This is a genomic window from Macrococcus armenti (assembly GCF_020097135.1).
Classification (GTDB): Bacteria; Bacillota; Bacilli; order Staphylococcales; family Staphylococcaceae; genus Macrococcoides; species Macrococcoides armenti.
Genome location: NZ_CP083608.1, coordinates 360,792 through 380,161, shown reverse-complemented (window position 1 = coordinate 380,161; position 19,370 = coordinate 360,792). Strand labels below are relative to the sequence as shown.

At 36.1% G+C, this 19,370-nt stretch carries 18 protein-coding genes, 6 tRNA genes and 1 rRNA gene; 3 read left to right on the top strand and 22 right to left on the bottom strand.

Annotation, left to right across the window (positions count from 1 at the left end):
• Positions 1 to 53: 53 nt before the first annotated feature.
• The 4 genes from LAU42_RS02130 to LAU42_RS02115 form a co-directional block, all read right to left on the bottom strand.
• On the bottom strand, positions 54 to 461 hold the full coding sequence (locus LAU42_RS02130) for a hypothetical protein (protein ID WP_224184054.1): 408 nt from the start codon (positions 459 to 461) through the stop codon (positions 54 to 56).
• A complete protein-coding gene (locus LAU42_RS02125; RefSeq protein ID WP_224184053.1) occupies positions 462 to 1,217 on the bottom strand; it encodes an SDR family oxidoreductase in 756 nt (251 codons plus the stop codon). It lies immediately after the preceding gene.
• A 165-nt stretch (positions 1,218 to 1,382) separates the two neighbouring features.
• Positions 1,383 to 1,670 carry a DUF3784 domain-containing protein gene (locus LAU42_RS02120; protein WP_224184052.1) on the bottom strand — a complete coding sequence of 96 codons (288 nt, stop codon included), beginning with the start codon at positions 1,668 to 1,670 and terminating at the stop codon, positions 1,383 to 1,385.
• A gap of 16 nt (positions 1,671 to 1,686) precedes the next feature.
• Positions 1,687 to 2,064: a hypothetical protein gene (locus tag LAU42_RS02115; protein WP_224184051.1), complete on the bottom strand. Its 378-nt coding sequence runs from the start codon at positions 2,062 to 2,064 to the stop codon at positions 1,687 to 1,689.
• 73 nt (positions 2,065 to 2,137) lie between these two features.
• Between LAU42_RS02115 and LAU42_RS02110 the strand changes: the two genes are divergently transcribed.
• Positions 2,138 to 4,228 carry a Z1 domain-containing protein gene (locus tag LAU42_RS02110; protein WP_224184050.1) on the top strand — a complete coding sequence of 697 codons (2,091 nt, stop codon included), beginning with the start codon at positions 2,138 to 2,140 and terminating at the stop codon, positions 4,226 to 4,228.
• A gap of 16 nt (positions 4,229 to 4,244) precedes the next feature.
• On the opposite strand, the gene LAU42_RS02105 is transcribed toward LAU42_RS02110, so the two are convergent.
• On the bottom strand, positions 4,245 to 4,982 hold the full coding sequence (locus LAU42_RS02105; RefSeq protein ID WP_224184049.1) for an alpha/beta hydrolase: 738 nt from the start codon (positions 4,980 to 4,982) through the stop codon (positions 4,245 to 4,247).
• Between the two features lie 162 nt (positions 4,983 to 5,144).
• On the opposite strand from LAU42_RS02105, the gene LAU42_RS02100 reads away from it, so the two are divergent.
• Positions 5,145 to 6,602, top strand: a complete 1,458-nt coding sequence (locus LAU42_RS02100; RefSeq protein WP_224184048.1) for a TcaA second domain-containing protein — start codon at positions 5,145 to 5,147, stop codon at positions 6,600 to 6,602.
• Positions 6,603 to 6,636: 34 nt separating this feature from the next.
• Here the strand turns inward: LAU42_RS02100 and LAU42_RS02095 are convergent, their stop codons facing one another.
• The 8 genes from LAU42_RS02095 to LAU42_RS02065 form a co-directional block, all read right to left on the bottom strand.
• Positions 6,637 to 7,389, bottom strand: a complete 753-nt coding sequence (locus tag LAU42_RS02095) for a hypothetical protein (protein WP_224184047.1) — start codon at positions 7,387 to 7,389, stop codon at positions 6,637 to 6,639.
• A 334-nt stretch (positions 7,390 to 7,723) separates the two neighbouring features.
• Positions 7,724 to 9,526 (bottom strand): glutamine--fructose-6-phosphate transaminase (isomerizing), encoded by a 1,803-nt coding sequence (gene glmS / locus LAU42_RS02090; RefSeq protein ID WP_224184046.1) that lies wholly within the window; start codon positions 9,524 to 9,526, stop codon positions 7,724 to 7,726.
• Between the two features lie 26 nt (positions 9,527 to 9,552).
• A complete protein-coding gene (locus LAU42_RS11835; RefSeq protein WP_277601881.1) occupies positions 9,553 to 9,687 on the bottom strand; it encodes a hypothetical protein in 135 nt (44 codons plus the stop codon).
• Between the two features lie 239 nt (positions 9,688 to 9,926).
• A complete protein-coding gene (locus tag LAU42_RS02085; RefSeq protein ID WP_224184045.1) occupies positions 9,927 to 11,261 on the bottom strand; it encodes a hypothetical protein in 1,335 nt (444 codons plus the stop codon).
• Positions 11,262 to 11,411: 150 nt separating this feature from the next.
• A complete protein-coding gene (gene glmM, locus LAU42_RS02080; RefSeq protein ID WP_224184044.1) occupies positions 11,412 to 12,758 on the bottom strand; it encodes a phosphoglucosamine mutase in 1,347 nt (448 codons plus the stop codon).
• A gap of 12 nt (positions 12,759 to 12,770) precedes the next feature.
• The gene (locus LAU42_RS02075; RefSeq protein ID WP_224184043.1) at positions 12,771 to 13,706 is read right to left on the bottom strand and encodes a CdaR family protein; all 936 of its coding nucleotides are present in this window, start codon (positions 13,704 to 13,706) and stop codon (positions 12,771 to 12,773) included.
• Positions 13,706 to 14,515, bottom strand: a complete 810-nt coding sequence (gene cdaA, locus LAU42_RS02070; RefSeq protein ID WP_224184042.1) for a diadenylate cyclase CdaA — start codon at positions 14,513 to 14,515, stop codon at positions 13,706 to 13,708. Before cdaA ends, LAU42_RS02075 begins: the two co-directional genes overlap by 1 nt.
• Before the next feature lie 193 nt (positions 14,516 to 14,708).
• Positions 14,709 to 15,815, bottom strand: a complete 1,107-nt coding sequence (locus LAU42_RS02065) for a helix-turn-helix domain-containing protein (protein WP_224184041.1) — start codon at positions 15,813 to 15,815, stop codon at positions 14,709 to 14,711.
• A gap of 163 nt (positions 15,816 to 15,978) precedes the next feature.
• Between LAU42_RS02065 and LAU42_RS02060 the strand changes: the two genes are divergently transcribed.
• Entirely contained in the window at positions 15,979 to 16,425 is a 447-nt protein-coding gene (locus tag LAU42_RS02060) for an ArsR/SmtB family transcription factor (RefSeq protein ID WP_224184040.1), read from the top strand.
• A gap of 7 nt (positions 16,426 to 16,432) precedes the next feature.
• On the opposite strand, the gene LAU42_RS02055 is transcribed toward LAU42_RS02060, so the two are convergent.
• The 9 genes from LAU42_RS02055 to rrf form a co-directional block, all read right to left on the bottom strand.
• Positions 16,433 to 17,389 (bottom strand): cation diffusion facilitator family transporter, encoded by a 957-nt coding sequence (locus LAU42_RS02055; RefSeq protein WP_224184039.1) that lies wholly within the window; start codon positions 17,387 to 17,389, stop codon positions 16,433 to 16,435.
• A gap of 111 nt (positions 17,390 to 17,500) precedes the next feature.
• Complete coding sequence (gene rocF, locus LAU42_RS02050) at positions 17,501 to 18,406, bottom strand: arginase (RefSeq protein WP_224184038.1); 906 nt, start codon at positions 18,404 to 18,406, stop codon at positions 17,501 to 17,503.
• 230 nt (positions 18,407 to 18,636) lie between these two features.
• Positions 18,637 to 18,709 (bottom strand) — tRNA-Lys (locus LAU42_RS02045).
• Positions 18,710 to 18,715: 6 nt separating this feature from the next.
• A tRNA-Gln gene (locus LAU42_RS02040) sits at positions 18,716 to 18,790 on the bottom strand.
• A gap of 5 nt (positions 18,791 to 18,795) precedes the next feature.
• Positions 18,796 to 18,879, bottom strand: a tRNA-Tyr gene (locus LAU42_RS02035).
• A 27-nt stretch (positions 18,880 to 18,906) separates the two neighbouring features.
• Positions 18,907 to 18,982, bottom strand: a tRNA-Val gene (locus LAU42_RS02030).
• 4 nt (positions 18,983 to 18,986) lie between these two features.
• Positions 18,987 to 19,061 (bottom strand) — tRNA-Glu (locus LAU42_RS02025).
• A gap of 3 nt (positions 19,062 to 19,064) precedes the next feature.
• Positions 19,065 to 19,139 (bottom strand) — tRNA-Asn (locus tag LAU42_RS02020).
• Positions 19,140 to 19,151: 12 nt separating this feature from the next.
• Positions 19,152 to 19,266: ribosomal RNA gene (rrf, locus tag LAU42_RS02015) — 5S ribosomal RNA — on the bottom strand.
• Positions 19,267 to 19,370: the final 104 nt, after the last annotated feature.

Genomic DNA, 19,370 nt, shown 5'->3' with positions numbered 1-19,370 from the left:
AATAAAAATGACACCCATATTGGATGTCATTTTTAAAAACAGCTATAATTTTACTACTTCTTCTTATCTCGCTTCAAATACGTACCATCTTCATTAAACACACGCGCTTTAACTTCATCAAGTGTTTTATATACACCATCTGTATCCTGAACATCAAGTACCTTTACTGTATTATCATCAACATAAAATTGATACAACCTTGGATCATCATATAGCCTCACTTCAGCAAGATAATCCAATGGTTCTTGTAATTTATAATTTTTGCTCGTATGAATGTTGTAATCTGTTAAGCCTTGTTTTTCAAGATGGGTGTTAATTTGTTGTTCTATTGCTAAAGCCTTTTCATAAACAAAATATCTATATCCCCAAAATGAGATGAATATGATATTGATTAGTAAACTTAAAATTAATAGTGGTTTCATAAACTTCATAGTTTTACCTGGTTTCCATCCTTGTTTCAATTACAGTATCCCAATCGGTTCTTCAGGCAAGATTTGCCCTCCGTCTACAACGATACATTGACCTGTAATATACTTCGTCTCTTTAGCGCCGAAGAACACTGCTGCATATCCGATATCAATCGGTTCACCGAGTTCATGTGTCGGAACAATTTGTCTCGTTCCTTCTAAGTACGCTTCACCTTGTGCCTTCAGACCCTCTGTCAGGATGTTACCTGGCTGAATCGCATTCACTGTCACACCGAACTTCGCATATTCAAGTGCAGCACTTCTCATAAACCCTAACTGACCCGCTTTACTCGCACCGTAATGCGCCCATCCTGGATAACCTGTAATCGGTCCTGTTACAGACGATGTTAATATTACGCGTCCATAGTTCTGCTTTTTCATTACTTTCAGCGCTTGCTGTACTACGAAGAACATGCCTTTTAAGTTAATATCAATCGTTTTATTCCAATCGCTTTCTGTCATATCTTCTATCATAACTTGCGGGAATATCCCTGTATTTGAACATAGTATATTTAATTTCCCATGTTCTTCAACGATTTGATTCACAACTTTCTCACATAATGCTTGATCCGTCACATCTAAATATACATATTGACCATTTACCGCTTCTGCTGTCTTCTTACCATTTTCTTCATCAATATCTCCAATAACAACAAATGCGCCTGCTTGTGATAATGCTTCAACAATTCCTTTACCAATGCCATTAGCTCCACCTGTAACAAATGCAATCTGACCTGTTAAATCAAACATAGTATCTCTCCTTTTTTTCTTCAATATAACATGATTTGAAATATATTACATCTTCCAACTTGTTGTCGATTAATTTGGCCCGATAATTTTTATACACAATTATACAAATCATTCATTTTATTATAAAAAAGACACTCAAAAACTTGAGTGCCGCTTCAATCGAAATTATTTCACTTTAAAATAAGATGATACATTCACTACGATAACAAATATGAGTGTTATGATAATAAATCCTATAGATGCATAGATTTCATTCACATTCGTAAACTCCATCATTGCGCAATAGAGTGCTGCAATTATAATCATCACCCCTGTAAATCTGCATAAGCGCTTTTCGTTATACTTCTGCTTCTGTTCCTGTGGCATCATATTATAGCCTGCTATCAAAAAACTTCCACGCCCGGTTAACATATATATACCAATCAGTAAGAATAATATAACGACGATAATCATAGTACGCTCTCCTTGTTTAAGCTTGTTCTGACTTTCTTCTCACACGGTCCATGTAAAGCGTTAAGACGAGCAGTATCGCACTAAATATAATATATGCAATATAAATTGCGCGGTCGAATGTTTCATGTGACATTGTAAGTCCTTTAGCAGATAATCCGATTATCACTGCATATATGAGTGCGACAACAATGTTTCCTGTCGTGAGTGCGCGTGATGTTGGATTTAAGAATATCTTGATGAAATCAGGAATTACAGTTGCGAGTATAAAAAGCCCAACAATCGCATAGATCAAATAATGTTCAAGTGGTGCGCCGCTTGTAATATTTTGAATGACATTCGCAAATATGAATGTCAGGAAGAAGATCATAATATAGAAAAATGGTTTTCTGTTCATAATTACATTCCTTTCATGTCTTTAGTTTTAGTTTATAGTAGAATATACAATTATACAATAAACAGGAGATTGAGTGCAGTTGAAATTAGATGGTTATTTTTTTGAATGTGTAAAACAGCTGAATCATTACAGCGAAGAAGAAATTGAAGTTATGCAGCGTACGAATGCGCAGTTAAAGGTGCATTCTACGGATACATTTCGTCCGGGGATGCTGCTTGGGCGTATCCAGTCAGGTAAGACCCGTAGTTATATCGGTACGATGGCACTTGCGCTGGATGATGTGTTCGACTGCATTGTAATATTAACGAAAAATTCCAATGCGCTTGCACGTCAGACGTATGCGCGTGTCGCTGGTGAGTTTCAACGCGCGATGGATGAGGATATGGTCATTGTGCATGATATTATCCGTATGCCGAAGTTGCGCAAATATGAACTGAAGCAAAAACAAATTATCATTGTGAAAAAAGAAATTAAGAATGTCACACGTCTTGAGCAGTTTTTTATCGATTACCCTGAGATGAAGATGCGTAAAGTAATGTTTATCGATGATGAAGCGGATTATGCATCCGTTGTTTATAGTGAAGATAAGGAGCGTAATTTAATTGAACTGAAGAAAATCGCGACAAAGCTTGATGGTATTAAAGCGATGTTACCGACTGCTGCATACTTACAAGTTACCGCAACGCCTTACTCGTTATACTTACAACCGGATGCGGATGTGCTTGCAGAGCGTGGCTACCAGCCGAAACGTCCGGCGTTTACCGTCCTTGTCCCGACACATGATAAGTACATTGGCGGTAAGTTTTACTTTGAGGATCAGTCGCCTCGAGCGCGCAGCTTATATCACGCGATAGACGAAGGTGAGCTCGAAGTATTACGTAAGCCTGATAACAGACGTGTAAAAGATGATTATCTGTTAACATCGAAGAACTTAGAGGGGTTACGCCATGCACTCTTGAACTTTATCGTCGGTGCTAAAGTCAGGCATATAAATAGTGATTATATTAAGAAATACAGCTTTATTATGCATACGATTACGACGAAAAAGGCACACCTCTGGCAGTATGATGTCGTCAGTCGTATGGAGTCGAAATTAAAGGAAAGTATTACAGAAGACCCGCAGTTATTCCGTGAATTAGTTTATACGTCTTATGAAGATTTAAAGCATTCTGTTCAACATATGCCTGATTTTAGTGATGTTCTGGCATCTGTGAAGTCGTCATTGATTGATGAAGAGTTGTTAATAGAAATCGTCAATTCCGAAAAAGATGTCAATCAACTGCTGGATTATAATGGTGAGCTGAGACTACGTACACCAATGACTTTCTTTATCGGGGGTCAAATATTAGATCGCGGTATTACCGTCGGGAATTTAATTGGTTTCTATTACGGTCGTGATCCACGTAAGTTCCAGCAGGACACTGTACTGCAGCATTCACGTATGTACGGCGCCCGCCCGATGGAAGATATGGAAGTCACTCGTTTTTATACGACACCCCGAATTTATAGTGCAATGCAGCGTATGCATTCCTTTGACGAAGGGTTACGTGAGGCGATTATGAAGCAGGATCATACTGTAAAGTTTTTAACGAAAGATGCTAAAGGTGAAATCATTCCTTGTAGCCCTAATAAATTATTAATGTCAGAACTGATTACAGTGAAACCGCGTAAACGGTTCTTACCTGTAGGTTTTGAAACGATAAGCAAAACGAAGTTAAATCAAGCGATGAAACGCATCGATAAAATGGTCAGTACATTAGAAAAACATGCTGTACGTCATACAGGACAAAATGTTCTCGTCCCTGTCCAGTACGTACGTGATATATTAATGGAGATTCAAGATACGTTTATTTATACAGAAGGTATGCCATTTCATATGGAACGCTACGTTGAAATGATTGAATACTTAACAGACGATGACTTCGTATGGGTCATCGTCCGAACGAATCGTAATATAAGTAGACTGCGTAGTGATGGAAGATTTGCGGACAGACCAGACACGGGCCACGATGAATTACAGACGGCATATAAGCTCGGTAAAACACATCCAAGTGTCATACTGCTCAGACAGAACGGTCACAGTGACTCTGGATGGAAAGACGCACCGTTCTACTGGCCGGTAATTGTTGCACAAAGTAATATGCAGACGACAATCTTCTCATAACAAAACGGCTGAGTAATCAGCCGTTTATTATTGATTCTACAAATGAAAGTGATTGTTCTATAATGAATTCCTTATCGTGATCAAGTGTTGCCATATGATAACTGTTCGGCGTTTCAATAATGCTTTTTTGCGCACTATTAATTGACGTATAGATTAAATCCGCATTAAATGCTGGTACAGTGTGATCTTCAGGGCTTACGAATATAAGTGTCGGACACTTAATTTGGAATAAGCTTTCTTCTACGATACGCATTAATTTACGAATCTCTAATATGCTTTTTACCGGCGTATCTTTATATCCTATTTCAGGTACGCCCTGCTTTTTAATATCGTTACCGTTTCCTGGTATAATATCAACATCCACATGTGCTGTTTCGTGCATATACGGAATCACTACTGCGGCATTAATCGGAATAATTGCTTTAATCTCCGGATGTTTCGCTGCCATATAAAGCGTTAACGTACCGCCCATCGATAAACCTGACATAATAATTGTGTCACATGTTTTCTTGAGCTTTGCAAGCCCTTCTTCAATGCTGTTTATCCAGTCTTCATATGTTGAAGCGGCCATATCATCTAAATTCGTACCATGACCTGCAAGTCTTGGTAAACATACTGTATACCCTACCTTTTTGTACGCTTCTGCAAGTGGCATCATACTGAACGTTGCACCTGTAAAACCGTGAGATAACAATATTCCTATATTATTTCCCTGGGCATAAAAACTTTCTGCACCATTCATAATTTCAGTCATACATATACTCCTTTCAACTGTTAATATTTCTATCTTATCATTTTGTGTTAGTTTGTATTATTAATTTAATATCATTTTACTGTAAAATTGTAGAATTTAGATTGAGAATTGTATTTTTTTACTTTAAAATTAAATTGTTAATAAATTTAAAGGAGTAACATTATGAGTAAATTTTGTACAAGTTGTGGCTTTGAAGCAACAGATTCTCAAAAAGTATGTACTAAATGCGGGACACCGTTTCCAGTAATTGAAGAAACGCCAACACAGAATGAAACAAAAAAACGCAGCACTTCACAAAGCAAAGAGAACAAAGGCTTCAAAAAAAAGAAAAATAAGAAGAAGCTTATTTTACCGTTTCTCTGCTTATTATTACTTGTCGGTCTTGCAAGTGCTTATTTCTTCTTCAGTAATAAATTCAGCCCTGAAACATCAGCAAAAGCAATCGAGACTGCAATTAACGATAAAGATTATAAAGCGCTCAGTCATTTACTTACTGTAAGCCAGGATGGTATCGCAGAAAATGAAGCACAAGCATTTGCAACATTAATCGAAAAATCGGGACAAAAAGAAGACTTTTTCAGTCAGCTTCATAGCGCTGCAAAATCAAAATCTGATACTACGATAAAACTTAAAGATAAAGACATCCTTTCTCTGAAGCGTAACGGTAAACACTTCAGTATCTTCCCGAAATACAATTTTGAGCCAGAACGTCATAAAGTAGAAGTTACAAGTAAAGAGAATGCAGATATTGCTTTTAAGTTTAATGGAAATACACATACACTATCTCTTTCAAAAGATAATCCTACTACAATTGGCTCATTTGTAGCCGGACAATATATATTAGATGCTGAGAAGTCTATTAGTGGTGAAGCGACAAAAGGAAAATTAATTATTAACACAATTCAGGATCCGCAAGTAACATTAGAATTCGATGAACACTTTATAAACATTACTATCGAAGGCGATGGTAAACTCGATGAATCTGAAACACAAGTATTCGTAAATGATAATGAAGTGGATTATAACAAGAATAAAGAAGTATATGGTCCATATAAAGGAAAATCTTTCAGTGTATACGCTGAAGGTGAAGTGGATGGTAAAAACTTTAAAACACCTACCGAAACGATTAATGACCTAGATCTGGAAGATGGCAATAACAGTGTGACATTAAAGTTTGACGAAGATGAAATTGATGCATATATCACTTCAAAAGAAGATGAAAAGAACAAGTCAAAAGAAGCAGAAGACCGTGCAAAATCCGCTGAGGAACGTGCGAAAGCTGCAGAAGATCGTGCAAATGAACTCGCAAAACAAAATGAAGAAAAAGATAGCGCATCTGATAATACTTCAGAAGACAACAGCAGTGACTATAATAGCGATACAGTCACGATAGATTCAGAAGAAAAAGCGATTAAAGCTGCAGAAGATCATCTCGGTATATCTGATTTAAGTCTTTACGGAGAAGTCCGAACGCCAGATAAGAAAACATTTGGTTATGGCTTCGGTGTATTCGATGATAATGATAAACCAGTAATGTCATTTGATGTTCATGAAGACGGAACAGTAATTGAATATGATGAAAACGGTGATGAAGTAGATCGTTCAAATCCGTACGAATAAAATAAAGCCGAGACCTCTATGTCTCGGCTTTATTTTATTCATTTATTTTTAATGATTTTCGATAAAATTGCTTTAAAGAGATAACAGGGTGCTCTCTTGAATCTGTTACTTTTAGTAATTCACCTGTATGCTTATCTTGCAAATACTGAACATAACAGTTCACCATACCGCTTTGATTTCGATTCTTCTCTTTAATCCAGTCTGTCATTTCACTTTTACTTAAGAAGATATATTCAATATCTTTATCATTATCTGTCCTGTATGTTGAGCGCTGATCTACTTTAACGAGTAATGCATAGTAATCATACTCATTAAAGATATCTTCAGCACCTTTATGCCAGGCTGTTACACGTTTCGTATTGACGAGATCCTCATCTTTTAGAAATTCATAGTCTCGACTTGTACTAATATATACAGTAAAGAAGCGTTCATCAATTCTGCACGTCAGTACGTTATACTTTAAATTAACAAATTCAATTGTCGGATTATCGTTAATTAATCTTGATTTTATAAAATCTACCATTTCTATTCTTTTAAAGCTACGAGGTTTAGTCATAGATTGTACGGAAGTACCCTCTTCAAATTGTACATAATTAGATGATTTGATTTTTTGATAAACTGAAAGAATTTGTGGTTTTGATAAGCCGGTGATATATTCAACAGAGTCTAAAGCAAAATTTGAATATATTAAAGATCTTAATATCAACTGACTCTCCTCACTTTGTTTTAATTCCGGGTGTTTCTTATTAATATCATCGACAATTAAATACATGTCTATCGTATTCATTTTATTCCCACCTATTCTTAACAATATTTACTTATATTATAACAAATTTCTAAATTTCAATTCCGATTGATTTGATAAGATTTTTTATTACTTTATTTTTGTCAAATTAATATAAATTAACACTATATAAGCAAGAAATAACAGATTTTAATATAATATTTTTAAACTTTGTGCAATATAATGATATTTCTTTATATTGCAATTATTTTGTAAATTAAACGCACAATATATGACTAGTAAATACATACAAGTTTGTACAAATGTTATATTCCGCTATATTTACATACAAAAAATGAGTGAAACGCAATTAGCGTCCCACTCTAAAATTTAAATCCTATTCTACTGTTACTGATTTTGCTAAGTTACGTGGTTTATCAACATCTGCACCACGGTGTAAAGCAGCGTAGTATGAAATTAATTGTAATGTAACAACTGAGACTAGCGGTGATAACATCTCATGAACCGCTGGGATTACGTATGCATCGCCTTCTTTTTCAAGACCACGCATCGATATAATACAAGGAAGTGCTCCACGTGCAACTACTTCTTTCACATTACCACGTATCGATAAGTTTACACTTTCTTGTGTTGCAAGTGCGATTACCGGTACTCCATCTTCAATTAACGCAATTGTTCCGTGTTTAAGCTCTCCACCAGCGAAACCTTCAGCCTGAATGTAAGAGATTTCTTTAAGTTTTAAAGCACCTTCTAAACCAACATAGAAATCCATAGTTCGTCCAATGAAGAATGCATTACGCGTTGTCGATAAATACTTAGAGGCAATGTCTTCCATTAACTTCGCGTCATCTACTATTGTTGTTATTGCTGAAGTTACTTTCGCAAGTTCAGGTAATAAATCGATTTCTGTTTTAACACCTGCATCTGCCGCTACTACTTGAGCGAAGATTGCCAATACTGCAATTTGAGCAGTGTATGCTTTTGTCGATGCTACCGCAATTTCCGGTCCAGCATGTAAGATTAATGTATGATCCGCTTCACGTGATAACGTCGAACCTGGCACATTCGTAATTGTAAGTGCAGGATACCCTAACTCTTTTACAGCTACTAATACTGCACGGCTATCTGCAGTTTCACCTGATTGTGAAATGAAGATAAATAATGGTTTTTTAGATAATAATGGCATGTTATATACAAATTCTGAAGCAACGTGAACTTCTGTAGGAATACCTGCCCACTTCTCTAAATACTCTTTACCAACAAGACCTGCATGATATGACGTACCACATGCAACGATATATACACGGTCTGCTTCGCGTGCTGCTTTTACGATATCTTTATCAATCGTTAAATTCCCTTTATCATCTTGATACTTCTGAATAATACGGCGCATTACTGCAGGTTGTTCATGAATTTCTTTTAACATGTAATGTGCATAAGTGCCTTTTTCGATGTCAGATGCATCGATTTCTGCTTTATATGGTTCACGTGTAATAACGTTACCTTCTAAGTCTTTAATCTCGATGTTTTCTTTCGTTATAAGAACAATTTCACCATCGTGCAATTCTGTATACGTATCTGTTACTTGTAACATCGCCATAGCATCAGATGCGATAACGTTGAACCCATCTCCTAAACCTACAAGTAATGGTGATTTGTTCTTCGCAACGTAAATTACGTCTGGATTTTCTGTATCTAATAATCCTAAAGCATATGAACCGTGTAATAATTTCAATACTTCAACGAATGCCGCTTCAGTATCTAAACCTTCTTTAGAGAAGTGTTCAACTAATTGAACGATAATTTCAGTATCCGTATCAGATTTGAAAGTAACACCTGTTAAATACGCTTCTCTTAACTGTTCATAGTTCTCAATCACACCATTATGCACTAAAGTGAAACGACCACTTTCTGATTGATGTGGGTGAGAGTTTTCACGGTTAGGTACACCATGCGTTGCCCAGCGTGTATGCCCAATACCTGTTGTCGTGTCAAAAGAATCATCAACCATTTTACGTAATTCAGCAATACGTCCTTTTTCTTTATATACACGAACATCTTCACCGTTACGTACAGCGATACCCGCTGAATCGTAACCACGATATTCTAATTTTTCTAAACCTTTTAATAGGATCTCTTTTGCATCCTCTGTTCCAATATAACCTACGATACCACACATAATAATTTCCTCCTGCTAATTCCAATTCAAACTTTAATTTGTTTAGTAGTTTTATTATGCGGTGCTGATGTGTTTTGTTCATGCAGTTGCCCACATGGTTTGTTCATCAGCTGTCGAATCGCTTCATCCGGGATGGCATCCGCCGAAAATTCGATAACCATCCGTCCTCGTCAACAGTTTCCTGTTCTGGCGCTGTATATTCAGTTGTTACGATCCTCCTTTTCGAATGAAATAGTTTACTAAACTTAGACTATTGTACTATATAGCCGTCTGTTTATACAAGTGTATTCTCTCATGTATCAATGTATAACAAACTTGTATGCATTAATGAAAATGATATAAAATTAAACCATTGGATTTATACAACTTCCAATGGTTTAAATAATTTTTAAAAGTTTACTTAACGTTGAATCGGTTTAATAACTTCTTTTTGATTTCTAATTTCTTTAATATTTCCTGCGTCATCAAAGTCAACGACGATTTGATAACCATTCCCATGATTGCCATCGTATAAGAAGAACGGATACATTTCAGGTCCTGTTTTCGCCTCACCATTACGAATACGCTCTAAATTATTCATTGTTGGGTTAGGGAAATAACGTAACGCCTCTGTTTCTGTAATTTTACGCTGTGGATGTACCACAATCGTATTCACAACATTATTAAAATACGCAACTGCAATATCTCCATATAGCTTTGCAGATACAGCACCTTGACCACTTAAAACTGTTTCTCCTGTCGGTGCACCTAAAATATCTTTTACTTGCTTTTCAGTCATTCCTACACGTACACCAAACGCTTCTTCATGATGTGATTCAAAGAAATAATATTGTCTAAACGTAGGATCACTGAAGTCAATCTCATTTTTATCATTAATAAATGAATATTTACCATTAGCTGTTGTATTACTTTGTTCAGGCTTTGTGCTGATTTTTTCTGCATTTGGCTTATATTTATTTAATATTTTCTGCCATTTCTGCTGTGCTGCAGTATCTTTAGATACTAAAAACTCTTCATTCGGCATATATGCTCCTTCTCTTGTACCAGAGTCGCTATATTCACCAAAACCAGTCGTGAAACTCATTTTTGTTGCCGGTTTAATTAACTCATATACTTTTCCATTATCTGCAAGGATGTATTTATGGATATCCTCATTTAAATCTGAATGGCGTGAATACCCTTCTGCTGTAATAGCTTTATTCACTTCTTCAGTTTGACCTACTATGCCTGCCTTAGAAGTATAGAATACAACACCACCAATGGCTCTAATCTTAAATCCTGCTGGTCCTGGGTTATCCAGGTTTTGAACTTGTATATCGCCATCTTCACTTCGGGCAAACCAATCTCCGAAGCCTCCTGCTCCATGAGTAAAGTAATAATTAGATACTGCTAATCCTGCTGTCTTCGCTCTTTCGTCTGCCCAATCAAGAAATTCTTTTTCCATCGCTGTCATTTGTTCTTGTGTAAATTGATATATAACATCTTCTTGTACGCTAGAATTGTTTGCACCTTCACTGTTGTTATCATTGCTTTCATTTTTTTTCGTTTCGTCCTTCTCTTCTGTTGTTGTCTTCTCTTTGTGAGACGTTTTTTGTTTCATTTCTTTATTTTTTGTAGATTCTGTAGATGACGAAGCAATTTCAGATGCACTTTTATCTTCACCATCTTTTTGTTCTTCCCCACAAGCACCGAGTAGTAATGTGACTGTAATAGTCGGTAGCAAATGTTTCTTCATATTTGTTCTCCTTTTTCTTTTTTTATATTATCTCACATCCTTTCAAAATTTAGTAAAGTAATTTTATAATAGTTTATCATTTTGTCCACTCACACATCCGCGCGTGACAAAAAAAGCACTGAAGAATGATTTATTCTTCAGTGCTTTATATTATAATCCCATATGTTCTCTTACAACATCAGCAATTTTGTTAACGAAGCGTTCTGCATCTTCATCACTCTTTGCTTCAACCATTACACGTACTAATGGTTCTGTTCCTGAAGGTCGAACTAATACGCGTCCTTCACCATTCATCTCTGCTTCTACTTCCTGAATTACAGCAGCTACATGTGAATTCTCTTCTACTGCATGTTTATCAGATACTTTAATATTTACTAATCGTTGTGGATACTTCGTCATTTGTCCAGCAAGTTCACTTAATGTCTTACCTGAACGTTTTACAATACTCGCTAAATGAATACCTGTTAATAAGCCATCACCTGTCGTGTTGTAATCCATCATAACGATGTGACCTGACTGTTCTCCACCTAAGTTATACGAACCACGGCGCATTTCTTCAACAACATATCGGTCGCCGACTTTCGTTTTATCTGATTTAATATTCAACGCTTCTAACCCTTTATAAAAACCTAAGTTACTCATAACAGTCGATACAACCATATGATCTTTAAGTGCACCTTGAGCATCCATATCTTGCGCCAAAATAAACATAATTTGGTCTCCATCAACGATCTGACCTTTTTCGTCAACCGCAATAATACGGTCTCCATCTCCGTCAAATGCAAGTCCAAAGTCGCTTTCGCTTTCTAGTACAAGCTCAGCTAACTTTTCAGGGTGTGTTGATCCAACACCATCGTTAATATTATTGCCATCCGGGTTACATCCGATTGTTACTGTATCCGCTTCAAGATCACCAAATAAGTATGGTGCTAATGAATAAGTAGAACCATGCGCACCATCTAGCGCGATTTTAAGTCCTTCAAGATCACCTTCAATTGTTGATTTTAAGTAACTTAAATATCTATGTCCGCCCTCGAAGTAATCAGATGTATGTCCTAATTCTACACCTACTGGACGTGGTAACGTATCTTCTTCTGCATCTAATAATGCTTCAATTTCCGCTTCCTGTGCATCGCTTAATTTAAATCCATCTGCTCCGAAAAACTTAATACCATTATCTTGAACTGGATTATGACTTGCTGAAATCATAACACCAGCCTGCGCATTCATCTCACGTGTTAAATAAGCTACCCCTGGTGTCGTAATAACGCCTAAACGCATTACTTCTGCTCCAGTTGATAGAAGGCCTGCTACAAGCGCTGATTCTAACATAATACCTGAAATACGCGTATCACGTCCTACAACAACAGTAGGTTTCTCTGAACCACCGTGCGCAAGCACATAACCGCCAAAGCGACCTAATTTAAATGCAAGTTCAGGTGTTAATTCGCTATTTGCTACCCCTCTAACTCCGTCTGTTCCAAAATATTTGCCCATAATAAATCTCCTTTAGTTTTTAGTAACTTCAATTTTAATTTCGATTGTTTCTGGTTTTGAACTCGTAACATCTTTCGGTAATGACAACTTCTGCTTAATTGTCGTACTTTCAGTAACTTTAGATAAATCAACATCAATCGTTAAACTGCCGATACCATCTAATACTGAACGCTTACCGAAGAGTTCAACTTGATCTTCTGATAATTCCACAGACTTTAATTTAAGCCCCGAAGGTAATGTGCCTTTCGTGTTCGGTTCAATATTTACTGTTTTAGATGTCGGAATTACTTTCGTATTCACTTTCACTTTACTTGGTTTAACAGTAACATCTAATTTATTTAGACTTGCATCAAACACGTTTACTTCTGCCTGAGAAGTTGTAGTTTGTGTTAATTTCTCAGAATCAGATAATGTCGCTTTAACATAAGCGATCTTATTAATCTCATCTTCACCACCAGTAATCGTTACTTGTGAAGGGTCCACTTCCTGACCGACAAGTTCATATCCAGCAGCAATACGTGAAGAACTGATTTCCGCTTCTACCTTTCTCGTTTCCTGAATCTTCTCAGATAAAGAAAGCGTTGCAGATTTAGGCATTACTTCATACTTTAATTTATCTGAGATGCCGGTAACTTTAAAGTCTTTCTTATAGTCCCCAACTTTCGAGTTCGATAAATCCAGTTCTACTGTGAAATCCATTAAGCTCTGCGTTTTCTTAACGATAGATTGTGGTCCACTAATCTTCACGTTTACTGTTTTCGGTGCCCCGGATAAGTACAGATTTTTATCATCATATATCACATTCACTGGCACATCTGTAATTACAGTTTGCTGTGTCTGACTGAATTGATCGTTACCAAACACTTCAAACACATTATTTACTTGTAGAAAAATTCCAAGGGCAAGTAAAAAAGCAATTAATCTTAGTCCCCATTTACTTTCCAGCATTATTTCATCACACCTTTCTTAGATGTGTTCGTATTAAACCAATGTTCTGTCAACAATGCCTCAAGCACTTCAAGAGAAACATCTTTTCGTAATCTCCCATTATACGTAACAGAAATATCTCCTGTTTCTTCAGATACTACGACCGTGAATGCGTCAGATACTTCAGAAATACCAACTGCTGCACGATGTCTTGTTCCTAAGCTCTTCTGTATTTTAGCGCTATCTGATAATGGCAGATAACTCGCTGCAACAGCAATTTTGTCGCCACGGATAATCATCGCACCATCGTGTAGTGGTGTATTAGGAATGAAAATATTAATCATCAGTTCCGATGAAATATCTGCATATATCGGGATACCGGTTTCTATGTAATCTTGCAATCCTGTTTCTTTCTCAAATACAATTAAAGCACCGATGCGGCGCTTTGCCATATATTGAATAGATTTCACCATTGCATCTGTCAATTTCGCCTGACTTACTTTTAAATTTGCGGCATTACGTTTAAATAAACTTCCTCGACCTAACTGCTCAAGTGCTCTTCTTAATTCTGGCTGAAAAATAACGATAATTGCCAGGAATCCCCAATCAATTACCATATCAAATATCTTAGAAGTTGTCGTTAATCCTAAAGAATCACTGATTAATTTACCAATCAGAATAAAGAAGATACCTTTTAATAATTGTATCGCTTTCGTACCTTTAATCGCATTGATAATCAGGTAAATTACGTACCATACAATTAAGAGGTCGATGATGCCAGTGATAACTTTAATCGTGTTTAAGTTATCAAAAACATGCGTCAACTGCATTGTATCTCCTCCATAATTATACTAATCTATATTATATCATGTCTGGTGCAATTTCCTTGTATATTTCAATGCATTTTTTCAAATATTCATTCGATTTTTCGAAGTTTCCTTGCAACTCATATATGCTTGATATTTTCTTTAATATATCTATGGAATAAAACGGCAGATCTTCACAAGTTAATGATTGCTCATACTACTCAATAGCCTTTTCATACGCTCCTATTTTGTATTCAATATCTCCGAGTAATTCATAACCATATCCTGTATCATCCTGGTCAGCGTATTGTTCTAACACTTCAGCCGCTTCTTCAAACTTATCTTTATTGATTAATATTTCTGCTAAATGAAGGCGAATATACTTTGAGAATGGATGTTTAAACTGATATTTATCAAGCACTTCATTCGCCTTAAGGATTTCTTGATATGCTTCATCATAAAGACCTCGTGTATTTAACAGCAGTGCTACGTTACTAATACTTCCTACATAATCAAAATTAATTTCAGATAACTCACAATGCATTACAGCACGTTTAAAATGATGCTCTGCTTCATCAAGCTTTCCAAGCGCGCGATATGAACGTCCTAATATATTTTCAAGCTCAATCGATTTATAATGTATTTTAAGTTTCTTGTTATAATCCAGCGCTTCATTACTTAAATTAATCGCTACGTAAAACTCACCTATACGAGAATAATATTGTGCTAAGCTTGTAAGTATCGACACTCTCTCAGTGCTAAAAATATTCTCTAATATTGCAATTTTATTCGCCTTATTTAAATGATGTATTGCTTTATCTTTCTCACCTTTATTAAAAGAAATCTTACCTAGAAGTTCCAGACAACGTAATTTTAAAGTAACATCTTTAAATCCTTTAGCAAGCGCAATTGATTTTAGCACAACTTGTTCCGCATCTTTATACTTTTCTTCATTAAATAGAAAACTTGCCTTAACCCATAGTGCAATTGCACGTTCTTCTTTAGATAATGTATCCAATGTGTCATAACGCTGTTCTAAAAATGATTCTAACTTAGCAAAGTTTCCGACAATCACTTGATTTTCTGCCCACTTAATTTCACGTTTTACATTTAACAGACTAATACTGCGATCGTTGTCTTCCAATGTGAAATCTTCAAGTGTACAGTTGAGGCGTTCACTTAACTTCTTCAGCACATTCATAGATGGATAAACTGAATTCTTCTCAATTAAGCTCAAATATGTTCTAGATATAATACCGTCTGCCAATTCTTGCTGTGTCAAATTCGCTTCATTTCTTAAAGCTTTTATTCTTTGACCAATCACAAATACCCCTCCTTGTTACGTTCGTTTATAAGTATAAATTATTTAATGTAAACAATCTATTAAGACTATGTAAATTTTACTGTATTATTGATAAATCGTAACTATTTGATGATAAAATATACTTAAATAAAAATATCAACCTCAAAAGAAAAGGAGCAAGCTCATGTTAGAGACGTTAATGATCAATAATTTGCCACAGCTTAAGTGTGTTAGTGACCCATTTCGTATTAAATTATTAGAACTTATGTCTACTGAACCGAAGACCGGACAACAAATCGCTGATGAACTTGAAATTCCGCGCGCTAAAATTCATTACCACTTATCAGAACTTGAAAAGAACGGTATTATTGAAATCGTTAAAACTGAACAGAAACATAGCATTATACAGAAGTTCTATGCACCTGTAGCACGTGAGCTTATGCCTTCACCTGAACTGCTTAAGTTTAATCAATCTACAGTGAAACAAAAAAAGGAAACAACTTATAAGTTACAAATTGATGCTGCATCTTACACAGAATTTAAAAAGGAACTCAAAAAATACATTAAAAAAGCTTCTAATAAAAATGGAGATACGAACTATATCGTCACAATCAAAAAAGAAGTAGAGTAAGTCGTGCTTACTCTACTTCTTTTTTAATATTATCAAAGTATGGGTCATCTAGATTATTTTTCTGTAAATGTTCAATTTGTAACGTACTATGAGCAAGTTTATACTTCTCTTCTAACATTTTGCTGATTTTATTAATGAGTTCGTAATTACGTACCCCATCTAACGTATCTACAACAACGTGTGCAGTAATTGAGTTATGTTCTGTTGTAATTGCCCATAAATGGAACTCATGTACGTCTATAACACCGTCAAACGCTTTAATATCGGCAATAATCTCATCAGAATTATACCCTTCTGGTACGCGTTCCATTAAGATTACCCATGCATTGCGAACAATCTTATATCCGCCGCGGAATATAATAATCGAAATTAAAATGCTTAATATTGGGTCAATTAATGTCCAGCCAGTGAAGTATATAATTGCGACAGCAACGATAACGCCTACCGAGTTTAATAAGTCCCCGATAAAATGCCATAATGCACTTTGTACGTTAATATTGTCTTCACCTTTTAATGAACGCATTAATACGATTGTCAGTACGATATTTACAATTAATCCGATAGTCGAGATGATGAGCATTAACTTCACATCTACAACTTGAGGATTAATCATACGCATAATACCTTCATAACATATACCGATTGATATAATGATTAATGCTAAACCATTTAAAAATGCCGCAATAATTTCAAGTCTTAAAAATCCGAACGTATGATTTGAAGTTGGTTTCTTACTCGCAAAGTAAATTGCAATCATTGATAAACCAAGTGCTAATACGTCACTTAACATATGCATCGAATCTGAAAGTAATGCAAGAGAGTTTGATAAAATCCCCCCTACAACTTCAACAATTGTAAAGAATAACGTAATAAATAATGAAATCCATAATGTACGCTTAGATTGACTTTGTTCCTTTAAGTGCTCAACATGATGGAAATATTCCGGTGAACTTGTTCTTCTCATTGTGTTACCTCTTTCTATGAACTATGTATGCATTGTACAATACTTTAAGTAATTATGTTATAAAAATGCTTTAAAGCACTGGAACTTTTGTACCAGTGCTTTATACATATATTATAATAACTTCTCTCCAAATAATGAACCAGTAAGCCCTACTGCCTGCTCTGCTGTTTTATTATTAATATCAATTAACGGATTTACTTCAACGATTTCAAATGATGTAACTTTATCGCTATCATGAAGCATCTCTAAAGCGAAGTGACTTTCTCTATACGTAATACCACCCGGCACTGTCGTACCTGTTCCAGGCGTCTCATTCGGATCCAGTGCATCTACGTCTAATGATAAATGAATACCGTCACATTCCGCTAAATGTTCTAACGTTTCTTCAATAACTGTCTTCATACCTAAACGGTCGATATCAGCCATCGTATATGTTTTAATCCCTACTTCTTTAATATATGCTTTCTCACCCTCATCTAAGTCACGCATACCGATTAAAACGATGTTCTCTACTTTAACTTTTCCTTTATATCCACCGATATTCACTAAATCTTCATGACCGTCACCGATTAAAGCACGAAGTGGCATACCGTGAATATTACCAGACGGTGAAGAGTCTGCAACGTTTAAATCACCATGTGCGTCATACCAAATAACGCCTAAATTGTTATAATGCTTTGCAATACCAGAAATTGTACCCATTGCGATAGAATGATCCCCACCGATGACTAATGGATAATGACCATTCTTAACAGATGCATCTACAGTATTACATAACGTCTCACAAAACTCTGTCACTTCAGGTAAGTTACGTAAACCGCCATCTTGTTCGCTTTTATATACTTTCATATCGATTGGCGGTGCCGTTATATTCCCGCTGTCGATAACTTTATGTCCAATTGCTTCGATACGCTCTACTAAACCTGCATAACGCATTGCGTCCGGCCCCATGTTAACTCCTAACTTACGTTGGCCAAATGCACTTGGCGCACCAATAATCTCGATAGTTTTATTCATTATTGTATCCCCTTTAATCAATGTAATTAAAATTCAGACTATTTAGAAATCTGGATATAATATTATTTTACTGTTATCAAAGTGAATATTCAATAATTTTATGCATAAATGCATAAAATGGATATTTATGTATAATAATGAAAGCGTATTCATAAGTATTAATAAATTAAATAAATATATTATATAAAAAAATATAAATAAAAAAGCATCCTATACAGGATGCTTTCAGATGAGCCATAGAGGATTCGAACCTCTGACCCTTTGATTAAAAGTCAAATGCTCTACCAACTGAGCTAATGGCTCTAAAAATGGCTGGGCTAGCTGGATTCGAACCAACGAGTGACGGAGTCAAAGTCCGTTGCCTTACCGCTTGGCTATAGCCCAATAAATGGTGGAGGGGGGCAGATTCGAACTGCCGAACCCGAAGGAGCGGATTTACAGTCCGCCGCGTTTAGCCACTTCGCTACCCCTCCGCTATATTTAATTCATTATTAGAAAAATGGTGGAGGATGACGGGCTCGAACCGCCGACCCTCTGCTTGTAAGGCAGATGCTCTCCCAGCTGAGCTAATCCTCCGAAATGGTGACCCCTACGGGATTCGAACCCGTGTTACCGCCGTGAAAGGGCGGTGTCTTAACCGCTTGACCAAGGGGCCTAATGGCTCCACAGGTAGGACTCGAACCTACGACCGATCGGTTAACAGCCGATAGCTCTACCACTGAGCTACTGTGGATAAATAAATATTGCCCGGCAACGTCCTACTCTCGCGGATCGTAAGACCAACTACCATCGGCGCTAGAGAGCTTAACTTCTGTGTTCGGTATGGGAACAGGTGTGACCTCTCTGCCATCGTCACCAGACAAATGAAAGAATATGATATCCAGTTTCAACTCGCTGTCCCTATTCATTTTCTAAATCTCAATCGAATCTGGCGATTCTCATTCGATTTATCAAAAATGATACG